Origin of the sequence: Propionicimonas sp., assembly GCF_034927565.1 — a bacterium.
Taxonomy (GTDB): Bacteria; Actinomycetota; Actinomycetes; order Propionibacteriales; family Propionibacteriaceae; genus Propionicimonas.
In genome coordinates, this window is sequence record NZ_JAYFPT010000120.1 from 1 (window position 1) to 15,581 (window position 15,581).

Sequence of the window (15,581 nt, forward strand, 5' to 3'; positions counted from 1 at the left end):
CTAGGGGTATGTCTTGGGCGTCCTCACCCAGGCATGCCAGACTCATGCCATGCGTGGCATCATCCTGGCTGGCGGATCGGGTACGAGGCTGCACCCGATCACCATGGCGACCAGCAAGCAACTCGTCCCGGTCTACGACAAACCCATGATCTACTACCCCTTGTCGACCTTGCTGCTGGCGGGGATACGCGAGGTGCTGGTGATCACCACGCCGCACGAGCAGGCGGGCTTCAAGCGGGTTCTCGGCGACGGCGAGCGGTTCGGGATCTCGATCGACTATGCGGTCCAGCCCGAACCGAAGGGATTGGCGCAGGCGTTCACGATCGGCGCCGACTTCCTGGACGGCGAGAAGGCCTGCCTGGTTCTGGGAGACAACATCTTCTACGGCCAGGGCGTCGGCAGCCAGCTGCGGCTGAACGCTGACATCGAGGGCGCCGCGGTGTTCGGCTACTGGGTGGCCGAACCCTCCGCCTACGGCGTGGTGGAGTTCGACGCCGGCGGCCGGGCAATCTCGATCGAGGAGAAGCCGGAACACCCCAAGTCGCACTACGCCGTGCCGGGGCTCTACTTCTACGACGCCGACGTGGTCGACATCGCCGCGAGCCTGGCGCCGTCAGCACGTGGGGAGTACGAGATCACCGACGTCAATCGGGTGTACCTGGAGCGAGGCACGCTGCAGGTCTCGGTGCTGCCGCGGGGCACCGCCTGGCTGGATACCGGAACCTTCGACTCGCTCAACGACGCCAGCAACTTCGTGCGCACCATCCAGGCCCGCCAGGGCCTGCAGGTCGGGTGCCCGGAGGAAGTCGCCTGGCGACAGGGGTTTCTCTCAGACGCCGAACTTCTCCAGCGGGCGATTCCGCTGGAGAAGTCCGGGTACGGGACATATCTGCGACTACTGCTCGAAACCCCCCGGTAGAGCAGGGGTCGCAGCCTCCCTGGTTGGCTGGTGGCGCCGGGTCGGGGGACGAGGGAAACGGCGCCACCAGGTCTTTGTTAGTAGGCGCCGTCCGAACCGACGACTGCCTTTGCGGTCTTCGCCAGGATCATCAGATCCTGGGTCATCGACCAGTTATCCACGTAGTAGAGGTCGAGGCGGACGGTGTCCTCCCACGACAGGTTGGAGCGTCCCGACACCTGCCACAGGCCAGTCAGGCCGGGGCGGACATCAAGGCGTCGCATGGTGTCGGAGTCGTACTGCGCAACCTCACGCGGCAGGGCGGGCCTGGGACCGACCAGGCTCATGTCGCCACGGAAGGCGTTCCACAGCTGGGGCAGTTCATCGATCGAGAACCGCCGGATGAACTTGCCGACCTTGGTGATCCGGGGATCGTTGGTCATCTTGAACAGCACTCCGGCGCCCTCGTTCTGCGCCTGGAGCTCGGCCAGCTTCGCCTCGGCGTCGGTGCACATGCTGCGGAACTTCAGGCAGAAGAACTCCTCGCCCTTCAGGCCGACCCGCGGCTGCTTGAACAGCACCGGGCCGCCGTCCTCAAGTTTGATCGCGATAGCGGTCGCCAGCAGGATCGGCGAGGCGAGCACCAGGAGCACCCCGGCACCGACGATGTCGAACGCCCGCTTGATCCAGCGCCCGGCCTCGATCGCCTGCGGGCGGTCGACATCCACCAGCGGAAGGCCGGCGAGCGGACGGACGTCCAGCCGGTGCGAGCCGACATCGGTCAGGGTCGGCACCACGATGATCTGGGTGTCGTGGTCCTCCAGCTTCCAGGCCAGGCGACGGAACTCGTCGGGGCTGTTGAAGGAGCCCTCGGCGAAGATCACGGTGTCGATCCGGTGTTCGGCGATCACGTCGACCAGCTTGTCGAGGTTGCCCAGCACCGGCAGGCCGGTGGCGGTCTCGGTGAGGTGCTCACGGGTGATGGCCCCGGCGACCCGGTAGCCCAGCCAGTTCTCCCGGCGCAGCACACCGGCGATGGCATCGACGTGATGGTCAGCGCCAGCCACCAGCACCGGCGTCTGCAGGTGGCCCCGGAGGTGCAGCCGGTGCATGACCTGCCGGCGGGTGAACCGCGAGACGACCATGCCGAGCGTGCCGAGTGCGAACCACAGGATGAAGATCCCGCGCGGGTAGTCGACGTCGAGCAGATAGCAGATGATCCCGACAGCGCCGGCCACCGTGGCGGACGCGGTGATCACCCGCTTGTACTCGGTAGCACCGGCGCGGACGTGCCGGATCGCGTAGACCCCGAAGGCCGCCATGCCCAGCACCCACACGATGCCGATCGCGACGGTCGCGGTGAAGATGTTTGCGCTGGCGATCGGGTCGCCGAAAGGCAGCAGGCCACGCGCAGCGAAAGCAATCAGGCTGGTGATGACCACGGTAGCGGTGTCCACAGAGCACAGCACTGCCTGCTGGGCGCGCGGACTGACCATCCGCTGCCAGCGGTCGGTTTTTGATTGCCTTTGATCAAGAGTGAGCGCGTCAAAGTGCGCACCAACTGTGGTCATGATCCCCCCGGTTCAGACCGTCCCCCCCGACTTTCCCCCCGAAAGTCGCATCGACGATACGCCCCCCAGCGCTCAGGTCGATGGGCTTATTGAACACGGACTGGAGGTCAATTGCAAACGCCCTCGTGGATCCGGTCAGATCATGGACGTTCCCGGGCCGGTCGGGGCGTGGGAACGGGGTTCCCCGTCCGAATCCGGCCGGGGAAGCGGACCCGGGCAAACGCAGAGCTGGCGGGCGTTCCCGTCAGGGCGCCCGCCAGCTCGTCAGTCTCAGACCCCGGTGTCCAGCCCCATCGCGTCGATCAGACCGTCGGCGTACTGGCGGAACGAGAACCGGTCGGCCAGCAGCACGGCATCGGTGGACGCCTTCTCGGCGTAGCTGGTCCAGTCGTCGGCTATGGCCTCGACGGCGTCCGCTATCGCGGTCGCGTCCGCAGCAGGCACGAAGATCCGGCTGGTCGCCGCCTCGCTGGCCTCTTTGAGGCCGGCGATCTCACTGACGATCAACGGCCGGCCGGCCAGGGAGGCCTCGACGGCGGTGTTACCGAAGGATTCGTCGACCAGAGCCGGGATCACGACGATGTCGGCTTCTGCCACTGTGTCCCAGATGGCCGGACGGAAGCCGAGGAAGCGCACCGCGTCGGCCAGACCGGCCTCGGCGACCTGTTCCCGCAGCCCCTCTTCGTACGCCTCGTTGCCGGGGAACACGGCCCCCAGCAGGTCGAGCTGTACGTCGCGGCCCCGTTCCCGGAGTTGGCGGACGGCCTCCACCGCAACCTGCGGCCCCTTCCGCTGGGACAGTCGTCCGACGTAGAGCAGCCGGATCGGTGCGGTCAGGTCGGCTCTGGCCAGAACCACCTGTGACGGTCCGGAAACGGTGTTGTAGACCACCCTCGCCCGGTCGGTCAGCCAACTCGCCGACTCACCCAGGACGTGGCGGGTGAACTGGCTGTTGATCACGATCCGGTCGGCGAACGACAGCGGCAGGTACAGCGCCCGGCGCAGCAGCGGGGACACCGTGCTCTCGGCCTCATGCACATGGCAGACGACCCGGCGCCGGGCCAGTTTCCCCAGCAGCGGCCAGAGCGGGGGAGTGATGGTGTTCACCAGCACCGTCCCCGCATTCGTGTACTTCAGCAGCTGCCAGGACGGGCCCCACGCCGAGAGCGTCTCGCGTGCCAGTTGCAGCAGGCCACCGGGGGAGAGCAGGCTCCGGCGGATGATCGGCGTCGGCTGCTCCAGCACCGTGGCCCCGGCGCCGGTCAGCAGGTCGATCAGCGGACCCGGGCCGGGCACCGTGACGAACACGGTGAAATCACCCTCGACCAGCGCCCTGACGCTTTCCACCACCATCCGGTCGGAACCGTAGAGGTCGGCGCCGGGGTTGCAGATCAGGACGGTGCGCGGGTCAGCAGGCATTACGTCGTCCAGTACCTGTCGACCAGCTCGCGGGTGCTGGCGATGTTCCGCCGCGAGGAGGCGCCGAACACGATCGCCTCGATGTTCGGCTGCTCGCACACCCACTGGATCGCCTCGTCGGGCGGGATCGCGCCGGAGGCGTAGACCGACATCGCCACCGGGCGGAAGTCGTGCGACTCCAGCGCCCGGTGGTAGGCCTCCATCCCGCCGGACATCCGGAAGCCGAGCTTGTTGATGTTGGAGCAGATCAGCGGGGACGAGATGCCCTGCGCGCTCAGCGCCTCGGCCAGTTTCGGCAGGTTCATCGTGATGAAGCCGGGCTCGGCGTTGTACTTGCTGCGGACGTGCTCGGCGAAGATGCTGAAGGCGTCGTTGAAGCCCATCCCGAGCAGCAGGTCGGTGACCACGTTCTGCAGCCAGATCACCGGTGTCGGCAGGCCCTCGAACATCTTCATCTCGGTGTCGATCAGCAGCGTGACGATGCCCTCGATGTCCTTGCCCACCAGCGAGGACGTGCCGCGCATCGCGGCGTCGAGGAAGCCTGAGTCGGGCAGGAACCGCTTCAGCGCGCCCATCATGCCGTCGGTGGTGACAGCGTTGGCATATTTGTGCGCATACGGCATGCCCGGGAAGAAGGTGAAGTCCGGGTAGGTGGCGCGGTTCTCGCGGAAGTAGTCCGCCACCTCGCCGATCCGGTCGTGCGTGGTGCACATGAAGGTGGTGACACCCTCGGCATAGGCGTCCTTCAGGACGTCGATCACCGCGTCGATGTGCTGGAAGCGCATCTGCTGCTGACGCGCCTTCTCCTCCGACATGTGGTTGACCCCGAAGAACTGGTTGTCCCCGAAGAGCAGTCTGTCCATCGTCATCCTCACTTCCTGCCCGAGAACAGCGTCCGGGCTCGACCGATGCCGGACCGCACCGCGTCCACGGCTCGCGCCGGCAGCGACCGCCGGGGCGCTGGTGCGGGCGCCTCCACCGCGTCGCTGAGCCGCACCGACGGACCTCGGCGGGAATCCTCGACCATCCGCTCGATCAGCTTGTCGGTGACCAGTGCCGAGGCGAAGGTGTTCTCGCCCCCGAGCGACCCGGTGCGCACCCGCTCCACGAAGTGGGCGAGCTGGGCGGTGTACTCCTCGCCCCGCAGGTAGAACTCGACCGGCTGGGTCAGCTCGGTGGTGTAGCGGACGTTCCAGCCCGGGTTGTAGCCCTCCGGGATGGTGGTGTCCTCGCGCAGGTAGACCTGGATTTCCTGGCGGTCGGCGAAGATCCGTCCTCCGGTTCCCCACAGCGTGATCCGGGTGGTCATCTTGCGAACCGACTCGTCCGACCAGTTCACCGACACCGAGACGGTCCGGCCCTGGCCGTAGTAGAGGGTCGAGGACACCTCGTCGTCGATCTCCGCGGAGAACACGCTGTTCAGCACGGTGCCGCCGACGCCGACGGGCTCGCCCAGGTACCAGTTGATCAGGTTGAGCGGGTGCGCGGCGTAGTCGTAGAGGCAGCCGCCGCCCTCACTGCTCTTGCTCCGCCAGGTGCCACCCTGCGGTTTCAGCACGACCGGTCCGTAGGACTCGGCCAGGCCGTGGGTCACCGTCCCGATCGCGCCGGCGTCCAGCAGTCGCTTCACCTCACCGAAGGCGCCGACGAAGCGGTTGTGGTACCCCACCTGGGTCACCAGACCCCTGGCCTGTGCCAGCGCGACCAACTCCTCGCCCTCGGTGCCGCTGAGCGTGAACGGTTTCTCGCAGAACACCGCCACCCCCGCCTCGAGCAACTGCTTCACCATCGGGTAGTGCAGCCGGGAGGGCGTGGCGACGATCGCCGCATCCGGCTGCTGCGCCGCCAGCAGCTTGTCGATCGAGGTGTAGGTCTCCAACCCTGTGTACTTCTTCAACACGCCGAGCACGTAGGTGGTGGTGTCGACGATGCCGACCACCTCCACCCCAGGCAGCGCCCGCACCATGGACAGGTGCGAGATGCCCATCTTGCCCAGGCCGATAACGGCCACTTTCACCATCGTTCAGTGCCTCCCGGATCGTGAGTTCTTCGGGTTCTTGGGTAGGTAGCGGTCCAGCAGCAGACGGTACTGCTCGCCCACCTGCTGCCAGGTGAGCCCGGCGTGGTAGCGCGCCCGGGCGGCCTGACTCATCTGCTCGAGCCGTTCCGGGGAGCCCAGCACCTCGTCCAGGGCGGCTTCGACATCGGCCGCCGTGGTGAAGTACGCCTGCTCGGGACCGGCTGTCCAGCGGTTGTAGGGATTGTCGTGAGCGAGGACGGGATTGCCCGCGCCCAGGGCCTCGACCAGTGACGGATTGGTGCCACCGACGGTGTGGCCGTGCAGGTACAGCGCGCTGTGGAACCGCAGCGGCTGCACCACCTCGGGGTCGAAGATCGCACCGGCGAAGACCACGTCCTTCGAGGCGGCCTCGACCACCTGCCGGTGGTAGTCGTCGGTGGCCGGGTCGTAGTTGCCCAGGATCACCAGCTTGTGCGAGCGGGGACGGGCGGAGAAGCCCTGCACGATCTCGAGGATCGAGTTCTCCGGGATCGGGCGGCAGATCAGGGTGAGGTAGCCGCCCGGCTCCAGGCCGAGCTCCCGGACCGGCCCCTCGTCCGCGGTGAGCACCTCGTCGGCTCCGTAGGCGATCATCGTCACCTTGCGCTTGGGCGCCCTGGTCCACAGGTACTTCTCGATCTCGGGATGGTCGGCGATCAGGTGGTTGCCTGCCAGTGCCGAGAACCGCTCGTTGACATAGAGGATGGCCTGACGGGGGACGCCCCAGCGTGCCCGGGACCACTCGATGCCGTCCATGTTGATCACCATCGGGATCCGCTTGAGTCGTTGCCAGACGTTGAAGATCCCGGTGTTGTAGCCGAAGACCAGGCACAGGTCGTTGAACCCGCTGGCGTGCCGAACGCACTTGAGGTCGAACAGCGAGGTGCCTCGCCAGCCGGGCAGGTCGACCGGGACGTTGACCCGCTCCAGGCCGCGCCACTGGTCGTAGCTGATCTCCCCGGTTCCCTCCACCTGGCAGTAGACGATCACCCGCCAGCCGGCGGCGAGCAGATGCAGGCCGACCTTCTCGGCCGCGGTCTCGAAGCCGCCGTAGTTGGCCGGGACGCCGTGGGTTCCGAGGATGCGGACGGTGGGCCGTGGATCGTCCTCGCCGGCGGGAGCGTCAGCTCGGACCGGATCGGTGTGGTTCACAGGCAAGACGTGAGACTCCTTCGGTGGCCAGTCGCGCAAGGATGCACGTCCTGGGGTGGGGTGTGCGACCGGGCAGCCCCCAGCGTAGCGGGAACCCGGGCGTGCCGGGTGGGCAGACCTCAGCGAGTGGCGAGAATCTGCCGCAGTGCGGTCGAGGACGTGTGGGCCGTGTACGGGAAGTAGTGCACCGTGGCGCCGACGCTGGCCATCTCGGCCTCGAGCCGGTCACCCTTGGCAGTGCCCCGCCAGTCATCGCCCTTGAACAGGATGTCGAAATGCACCCTGTCCCAGACCTCCAGCTTGCTGCTGGAGTAGTCGACGACGGTCGCGTCCACGATGTCCATTGCGGCAACCACGCGCATCCGCTCAGCGAGCGGCACCATCGGCAGCTTGCCCTTTGCCTCGAACAGCGCGTTGTCGCTCACCACACCGACGACCAGGCGGTCGCAGTTATCCCGCGCGCGCCGGAGGATATTGAGATGCCCGATGTGGAACCTGTCCCAGGCGCCCGGGACGTAGCCCAGGACGCCGCCACCGGCGGCGAGTTCGAGTGGCGGTGTCAACTCCTGGGCCGAGTCCGGGATCAGGCGCGGTTCCAGCCAGTGGTCCACCTGCATCCGGCCGATCGCCACATCGCGCCGACCGTAGACGATGTCCTCGTCGCGCACCTTCAGCGGACTGGACGCGTCGTAGATGGCTGCGTCTGCGACCTCGCGCACAGATCCGATGATCTCCAGCCGCTCGCGCTCCGGGATGACCGGTTGCTGGCCGGTGATCCCGAACACGGTCTCGTCCGACAGCACCCGAGCCTCGACTCGATCGGTGCGTTCAGCGGCTTGACGGACAACGTCAACGTCCCCCACATCAACCATGTCGAAGACGGACAGCAAATAGCCCATTCTCATGTGCTTTTCCCCCCGGAAAGCGAAGCAACCGACCCCCCGCCAGCTACATCGCGGCCATCTTCCCATGAATTCGTCGATGCGACAAACGTTGTGTGCTGCCAGGAGGCCGTCCAGGCTGCGCAGTGTTGCTCATCCAACCTGGCCGAAACCGCGTGGACAAAGGGTGACAGCGGTCGGAACCTGCTGCTACAGTCCTCTGCGGGGGGAGTTGCGGCATGTCCGCGTGACGGCGTATCGGGGGGTAGGCCGCCAGATCAATCACTTTCTCCATGTGAGCGTCTCGGGGGGGAACGCTGTGGGGAGTTCTGTTCGGATTGCGTGCGCTGCGGCGGTTGCCGCGGTTGCACTGGTGGCCGGCTGCACGGCGCAGCCTGAGACAACGCCGTCGGCGCAGCCGACCGAGGCCACTCCAACCGACACGCCGGTGGTGATCGCCGGTCCGGAACCGTCGCCTTCGCCGTCCGCCAGCGCGACGGTGGTACCGACCAGCCCGACCGCGGTTCCGACCAGCGCGAGCCAGCCGGTCCCGAAGGTGCAGCGCAGCGACGGAGCCACTCCGACGATCACGGCCAAGCCGGCCGACACCGACTCCAAGGTCTCCTATTCCGACGGTGTGGTGCTCCAGATCCGCGCGGTGAGTTTCGGCAAGGAGACGGGCAAGGGCCCGGGCGCCTTCCCGGGTCGCGAGTTCGCCGTCCTCGACCTCGAGATCGACAACGGCAGTGATCGCGACCTCTCGCTGGACACCGTTGTGGTCACCGTGCTGGACAAGGACGGCCAGCCGGTGAACCCGGTGTACGCCGAAGAGGCCAAGGTGGCCGACTTCGTCGGCGAGCTCAAGGCTGGCAAGAAGGTGAAGGCGGCGTACGCCTTCGCCGTGCCGAAGGCTTCCCGGTCGAAGGTCACCGTGGTGGTCGACTTCGACGGCGTCCACACCTCGGCGGTGTTCCGTGGAGGGCTCGGCTGATGGCGGCTGGTCGCATCCTCTCCCTGATCCGTTCCCGCGCCGCCGGGGCGGTGGTGGCTCAGGTCTGGCAGGCGGTCGGCAGCTTCGGGCTGCAGATCGTCGCCTCCTGGACGCTCGGCGCCCAGGGCCTGGGGCTGATCAGCCTGTCGCTGGGCGTGATCGTGCTCGCGACCGCGCTGGCCAGCGGCATGATCGGCGACTCACTGGTGATCCTGGACCGCTCCCGGCCCAGCATCCGGGGGGCGCTGCAGACCTGGGCGATCGTGATCGGCCTGGTGAGCGGCACCGTCGCCGGCATCGGCATGGGGCTGACCGCTCTCACTCCGTTCCAGGCCCTGCTGTTCGCCGGAGCGTTGATGGCGTTCCAGTTCGAGGAACTGATCCGCCGGGTGTTCATGGGCGTGATGCAGTTCTGGCGACTGGTGATCCTGGACAGCGTGGCGGTCGGAACCGCGCTGGCGATCATCACCGTCTTCGCGCTCACCCACTCGATCACCGTCGAGGCGTTCTTCGCCGCCTTGCTGGTGGGCCAGCTGGCGGGAATCCTGGTCGGGATCATCCTGCTGCCCCGCGAGGAGCGGATCTGGCTGAGCATGCGCGGCGCCAGCCTGCGGTACGTCGCTTCCTTCGGCGCCTGGCGTGGCGCCCAGGTTGCCGTTCCGCAGGTGGTCCTGACTGTCTCCCGCGTGCTGGTCACCGCCTTCGCCGGCGGCGCTGCGCTGGGCATGGTCGAGGGAGCCCGGATCTTCGTTGCGCCGGTCCTGCTCACCGTCCAGGGCCTCGGGTCGTACCTGCTGTCCAGCTACGTCCGCGACTCCGAACTCGGTATTGCGGCGCTTCGCCGCCGCGCCCGTCAGACCTCCCTGATGATGATGTCCGGCGCGCTGCTGCTGGGCGTGGCCATCGTCGCGGCGGCCCCCTACCTGGGCCACCTGATCAGCGGACCCAGTTTCCAGATCCAGCGACTCACCGTCATCGGGTGGGTTGTCTACGTAATGGCGACGGCCTCGTTCCAGCCGTTCGCCAGCCTGGCGGCGGTCAAGGGTGGCCAGCGCCGGGTGTTCGGCTGTCGCGTCATTGACGCGAGCTTCGCCATCGCCGTTCTCACGGCGATGCTTGCCAGCGGGGTCAGCCCCGACTGGACTCCGTTTGCACTTGCCGCCGGGCTCTTCTTCGGTGGCCTCCTGGTGCGTCGGTTCGTTCTGACGCCCCTGTCCCAGTCTCCTATCTCCACGTCCGTCACTGAACCCAGGATGAGCCATGTCTGATTCCACGTCACGCCTGCGCAAGCGCGTTGGCCTTCTCACCGCGGGCGTGCTGGCCCTGACCACCGGACTGGTGGGCATCGCCCCCGTCACGGCGGAGGCCGTACAGCTCCCGAGTGACCCGGATACGGTCACCGCCGAGGCGCTGCCCACCTGGCAGCTCAACGGTGTGGTCTGGAGCACCGTGGTGGTCGGCAACACCGCCTACGCCACCGGTGATTTCACCAAGGCAAGGCCGCCGGGCGAGGCGGCCACCAGCGCTCTGTCGGTGCCGGCGAAGAACATCTTCGCCTTCGACGTGACCACCGGGAACCCGGTGGCCTTCGACCACTCCCTGAACGCTCAGGGGCTGGTCATCCGGGCGAACGAGTCCGGCACCAGGCTCTACGTGGGTGGCGACTTCACGGAGGTCGACGGGGTGGCGCGCAGCCACATCGCCGCCTTCGACCTCACCGCTACGGGCGCCCCCCTGACCTCGCTGAACGTGCGCACCGACGGCCAGGTGCGCGGGCTGGTGCCGATCGGGAACACGCTCTACGCCGGCGGCAACTTCCGGTCCGCGAACGGTGAGGTGCGTACCCTCTTCGCTGCCTACAACGCGAGCACCGGCAGCCTGTTGCCGTGGGCTCCGGACGGCGGCTCCAGCGGCTACGTGTTCGCGATGGTGGCTTCACCCGACAAGTCCCGGATCATCGCCGGCGGCTCCTTCCTCACGATCAACGGTGTCTCCGCCTACGGCATGGGCTCGATCGATGCCTCCACCGGAACAACCCTGGCCTGGGACGCGAACAACCGGGTGCGCACCGGCGGCGCCAACGGCGCGATCACGACGGTGTCCACCGACGGGACGTCGATCTTCGGCGCAGGCTACGCCTTCGGTTCCGGGGCATCCTTCGAGGGCACCTTCTCCGCCGACCCGGCCACCGGCACGCTGAACTGGGTCAACGACTGCCTCGGCGACACCTATGACACCTTCCCGATGGACGGTGCGCTGTACACCGTCAGCCACGACCATGACTGCTCGCTGGTGGGCGGGGTTCCCGACACCAATCCGCGGAATCGGTGGACGAAGGCCAGCGCCGAGCGCATCGGGCCAGCCATCGGTGTCACGACCCGCAAGGACGCCTACGGCTGGGACTACACCGGTATTCCCTACACCGGCGTGCTCCACTGGTACCCCGATTTCGCCTTCGGCACCTACACCTCAGCGCAACAGGCGGGCTGGGCCATCGGCGGCAATGGCGACTACCTGGTGATCGGCGGCGAGTTCCCGAGGGTCAACGGCACCGCGCAGCAGAGCCTGGTCCGGTTCGCGAAGAAGCCGATCTCCAACGGCCTCAAGCCGACGCCCAGCGCCGGCTCCGCTCCGACCCCGCTCCCGACCTCGGGTGGAGCCGTGCGGGTGGTGTTCGGCGCGATGTACGACGCCGATGACACCACGACCACCTACGACGTCTACCGCGGCGTCGGCTCGGGGATGACCAGGATCGCGACGGTCACCAAGAACGACGCCGAGTTCTGGAGCCTGCCCAAGTACACGGTCACCGACACCGGTCTGGCCCCCGGCACCCAGGTGAGATACCAGACCAGGGCGACCGACCCGGCCGGCAACGTGCAGTGGTCTGCCTGGTCGAGCTATGTCACGGTTACCGACAGCGCCTCCGCCTATGCCAACCTGCTGGCCGGTCACGGGGCCAGCCACCTGTGGCGTCTCGACGAGCCAGCCGGCAGCTCGCTGGTGACCGATGCCATCGGCAGCGCCCACGGCACTCCGAGTGGCGAGACCCTGGGTGGGACAGGTGCCCTGCTGAGTGAGACCGACACCGCCGCCACCAGCACCGGTTCCGGCTCGGTGATCACCACCACGCCCGAGGCTGCACCGCGCACCTTCTCGGTCGAGGCCTGGGTGAAGACCACCAGCAGCCGCGGCGGCCGGATCATTGGTTTCGGCAGCCAGGACGGCACCTCGGCGGCCTCGTCCACGACCGACCGGGTGTTGTACCTGGACACCTCCGGGCGGCCCAACTTCATGATCAACGACACCGCCGCGCGCACCATCACGGCGACGAGCGGGATCAGGGACGGCCAGTGGCACCACGTGGTCGGCACCGTGGACGACAACGGCATGCAGTTGTTCGTCGACGGGGCGCGGGTGGCCCGCGACCAGCGCTACACCACGCCGCGCGACTACACCGGCTTCTGGAGGCTGGGGGCTGATACCACCACCGGCTTCACCAACAAGCCGACGGACACCGCCCTGGTGGGCTCGATCGACGAGGTGGCGACCTATCCCACCGCGCTGAGTCTCAGCGAGGTGCAGTCCCACTACGTCCAGAGCGGACGCACGGCAACCTGGCCTGCTCTCCCGACCGACGCGTACGCGACCGCGATCCTTGCCGACCAGCCGGATCTGTACTGGCGACTCGGCGAGACCAGCGGGGCTGCTGTCGATTCGTCCGGTTCCGGCAACACCGGCAATGTCGTCTCTGCGGTGACCCGCGGAGTCGAGGGTCCGATCAGCGGCAACACGGCAGCGAAGTTCAACGGCAGCAGCAGCCTGATCGTCGCCAAGCAGCCCTGGGTGGCGCCGGCAGCCTTCACCGCGGAACTCTGGTTCAAGACCACCACGGCAAAGGGTGGAAAGCTGATCGGCTTCGGCAACGCCACCAGCGGGCTGAGCTCGACCTACGACCGGCATGTCTGGATGCAGAACACCGGCAAACTGTCCTTCGGGACCAACCCCGGCAGCCAGCAGACGATCACCTCGACCGCCAGCTACAACGACGGCCAGTGGCACCACGTGGCCGCCACACAGGGTGCCGACGGGATGAAGTTCTATGTCGACGCCCAGTTGATCGGCACCAACTCGGCGACCTCCGGCCAGGCCTACACCGGCTACTGGCGGATCGGCGGCGACCGGAACTGGTCGGGAGCCACCAGCAACTACCTCGACGGCACGCTGGACGAGGCGGCGGTGTATCCGAAGGCGTTGACCGAGGATGCAGTACGTGCGCACTATGCGGCCGCCGGGCGGGCGGCGCCCAACCGACCTCCGGTGGCGGCGTTCACCTCGACGACGTCCTTCCTGACGGCGGCGGTGGACGGCAGCACCTCCACCGACCCGGAGGGTGGTGACCTGAGCTACGCCTGGAGCTTCGGTGACGGCACCACCGGCACCGGGGCGACCGCCAGCCACGCCTATGGCAGCGCGGGGAGCTACCAGGTCACACTGACCGTCACCGATCCGGACGGGCTGAGCAATGCCGTCACCCAGACCGTGACGGTCGTCGCCAACCAGCCGCCGACAGCCGCCTTCACCAGCTCGGTCAACCAGCACACGGTGTCCTTCGACGCCGCTGGCTCGACCGACGCGGACGGCACCATCGCTGGCTACGCGTGGGACTTCGGCGACGGCACCAGCGCGACGGGGGCTGTGGTCACCCACGAGTACGCCACCACCGACAGCTTCGCCGTGACGCTCACCGTTACCGACGACCAGGGTGCGACGAATGTCCTCACCCAGACGGTCGAGACCGCGGACGCTCCGAACCAGCTGCCGACCGCGGCGTTCACCAGCCAGGTGTCCGATCTGGCGGTGCAGTTCGACGGTGGCGGCTCCAGTGACCCGGACGGCACCATCGCGTCCTACGCGTGGGACTTCGGTGACACCGGCACGGGGACGGGGCAGACCGCCTCGCACACCTACCAGCAGCCGGGGACCTACCAGGTCACGCTGACCGTCACGGACAACCGCGGCGGGACCGCGACGGTGACGCACTCCGTGCAGGCGCTGGCCGCCAACCAGACGCCGAGCGCGGCCTTCACCTCGACGGTTGACCGGGCCAAGGCCTCCTTCGATGCCTCCGGTTCGGCCGATCCCGACGGCACCATCGCGTCCTACGACTGGGACTTCGGCGACGGCGAGGTGGGTACCGGCGTGAGCCCCAACCACACCTATGCCGCCCCGGGTACCTACCCGGTGAAGCTGACCGTCACCGACAACCGTGGCGGCACGGATACCGTCAGCCACGCGCTGACGGTGGCTGCGAACGCCAAACCCACGGCGTCGTTCACCAGCACGGCGGTCGAGCTGACCGCTTCCTTCGACGGATCGGCATCGTCTGATCCTGACGGCACGGTGGCGTCCTACGCCTGGGAGTTCGGCGACACCCAGACCGGAACCGGGGTCAGCCCGACGCACAGCTACGCGAGTTCTGGCACCTACACCGTCACGTTGACCGTGACCGATGACAACGGTGCGACCGACTCGGTGGCCAAGCAGATCACCGTGACCGCTCCGAGTGCGCTGGCCAAGGACAGCTTCGAACGATCGGTTCCCAGCGGCTGGGGAGCGGCAGAGTCCGGCGGTGCCTGGACGATCGCCACTGGCGCCGCGAGGTTCTCGGTCTCCGGCGGCCAGGGCAGGGTCACCCTCTCCAACCCCGGCAGTGGCTACACGGCCCTGCTCGGCTCGGTGAGCACCACTCAGGCTGACATGTCCTTCGACCTGAGCGTGGACAAGCCGGCGACCGGCGGCGGCCTCTACCTCGGTGCGATCGGACGCAGTGTGGCGGGCGTGGGCAACTACGCCAGCCAGGTTCGGCTCCAGTCCGACGGGAGCGTGGTCGTGTACCTGGTGCGGACGATCGGCAGCACCGAGACCACGGTGGCCAGCAAGACGATCGCGGGCCTGACCTACGCCGCCGGTGACACTCTCCATGTGCGGTTCCAGGTGACTGGCACCAACTCCACCTCGCTGAAGGTGAAGGTCTGGAGCGGCGGCAGTGAGCCGACGGCCTGGACCAGCACTGCCACGGACTCCACGGCGTCCCTGCAGGTGGCCGGCTCGGTGGGCCTCAACCCGTACGTCTCGGGCTCGGCCACCAACCTGCCGGTGATGTGCATGTTCGACAACCTGGTGGTCACCGAGGGCTGATCGAGGCTGCCCGCAAGGGGGCTGGTGGGGAGGTGAAATCCCCGCCAGCCCCCTTGCGCCGTGTACGCCCGGCATGGGCAACTGATTGGAGGTGTGAGTCCTCTGGGGGAGGCGGCGATGCTAACCCTGAGTCGGAGGCAACTGCGTCGTCGTGAGGCGGGGTGGGGAGGAAGCCCGAGACGTACTCCTGCACTGAGGTATACGAATCGTGTATGAGGCGTGGTGGTTGGGGTGAGCCCGCACGCGAGGGTGAAGCCCGGCATCGTCATACGGTCACTGCGTAGACACGGCAGCGGTAGGGGGACATTGGTTGTTCTTATCCGGGGAGGCCTGCTCGGGTGTCGTTGTCGGTTGTGGTGGCGACGGTCAGCGCTGGGAGGTGCTGGCTGACCGGGCAGGAGTCAGCAGA

The 15,581-nt window shown here is 67.6% G+C and carries 10 protein-coding genes; 4 read left to right on the forward strand and 6 right to left on the reverse strand.

The window, feature by feature from the left end:
• Window positions 1-49 precede the first annotated feature (49 nt).
• On the forward strand, window positions 50-919 hold the full coding sequence (gene rfbA, locus VB080_RS15690; RefSeq protein ID WP_323419384.1) for a glucose-1-phosphate thymidylyltransferase RfbA: 870 nt from the start codon (window positions 50-52) through the stop codon (window positions 917-919).
• Between the two features lie 77 nt (window positions 920-996).
• On the opposite strand, the gene VB080_RS15695 is transcribed toward rfbA, so the two are convergent.
• From VB080_RS15695 to VB080_RS15720, 6 genes are all read right to left on the reverse strand, one after another.
• Window positions 997-2,394: a sugar transferase gene (locus tag VB080_RS15695; RefSeq protein ID WP_323419385.1), complete on the reverse strand. Its 1,398-nt coding sequence runs from the start codon at window positions 2,392-2,394 to the stop codon at window positions 997-999.
• Between the two features lie 345 nt (window positions 2,395-2,739).
• Window positions 2,740-3,888, reverse strand: coding sequence for a glycosyltransferase (locus VB080_RS15700; protein WP_323419386.1), 1,149 nt, complete (start codon window positions 3,886-3,888; stop codon window positions 2,740-2,742).
• Window positions 3,888-4,757 carry a hypothetical protein gene (locus VB080_RS15705; RefSeq protein ID WP_323419387.1) on the reverse strand — a complete coding sequence of 290 codons (870 nt, stop codon included), beginning with the start codon at window positions 4,755-4,757 and terminating at the stop codon, window positions 3,888-3,890. The genes VB080_RS15700 and VB080_RS15705 overlap by 1 nt, the downstream gene beginning before the upstream one ends.
• Before the next feature lie 2 nt (window positions 4,758-4,759).
• A complete protein-coding gene (locus VB080_RS15710; RefSeq protein ID WP_323419388.1) occupies window positions 4,760-5,899 on the reverse strand; it encodes a Gfo/Idh/MocA family oxidoreductase in 1,140 nt (379 codons plus the stop codon).
• Between the two features lie 12 nt (window positions 5,900-5,911).
• The gene (locus VB080_RS15715) at window positions 5,912-7,099 is read right to left on the reverse strand and encodes a DUF1972 domain-containing protein (RefSeq protein ID WP_323419393.1); all 1,188 of its coding nucleotides are present in this window, start codon (window positions 7,097-7,099) and stop codon (window positions 5,912-5,914) included.
• A 119-nt stretch (window positions 7,100-7,218) separates the two neighbouring features.
• Window positions 7,219-8,004, reverse strand: a complete 786-nt coding sequence (locus VB080_RS15720) for an adenylyltransferase/cytidyltransferase family protein (RefSeq protein WP_323419389.1) — start codon at window positions 8,002-8,004, stop codon at window positions 7,219-7,221.
• 427 nt (window positions 8,005-8,431) lie between these two features.
• Between VB080_RS15720 and VB080_RS15725 the strand changes: the two genes are divergently transcribed.
• Genes VB080_RS15725 through VB080_RS15735 form a run of 3 tightly spaced genes read left to right on the forward strand, consistent with a single transcriptional unit; the run spans window position 8,432 to window position 15,172 of the window.
• Window positions 8,432-8,971 (forward strand): DUF4352 domain-containing protein, encoded by a 540-nt coding sequence (locus tag VB080_RS15725; protein WP_323419390.1) that lies wholly within the window; start codon window positions 8,432-8,434, stop codon window positions 8,969-8,971.
• Window positions 8,971-10,239, forward strand: a complete 1,269-nt coding sequence (locus VB080_RS15730) for a hypothetical protein (protein ID WP_323419391.1) — start codon at window positions 8,971-8,973, stop codon at window positions 10,237-10,239. The genes VB080_RS15725 and VB080_RS15730 overlap by 1 nt, the downstream gene beginning before the upstream one ends.
• Window positions 10,232-15,172: a PKD domain-containing protein gene (locus VB080_RS15735; RefSeq protein WP_323419392.1), complete on the forward strand. Its 4,941-nt coding sequence runs from the start codon at window positions 10,232-10,234 to the stop codon at window positions 15,170-15,172. Before VB080_RS15730 ends, VB080_RS15735 begins: the two co-directional genes overlap by 8 nt.
• Window positions 15,173-15,581 lie beyond the last annotated feature (409 nt).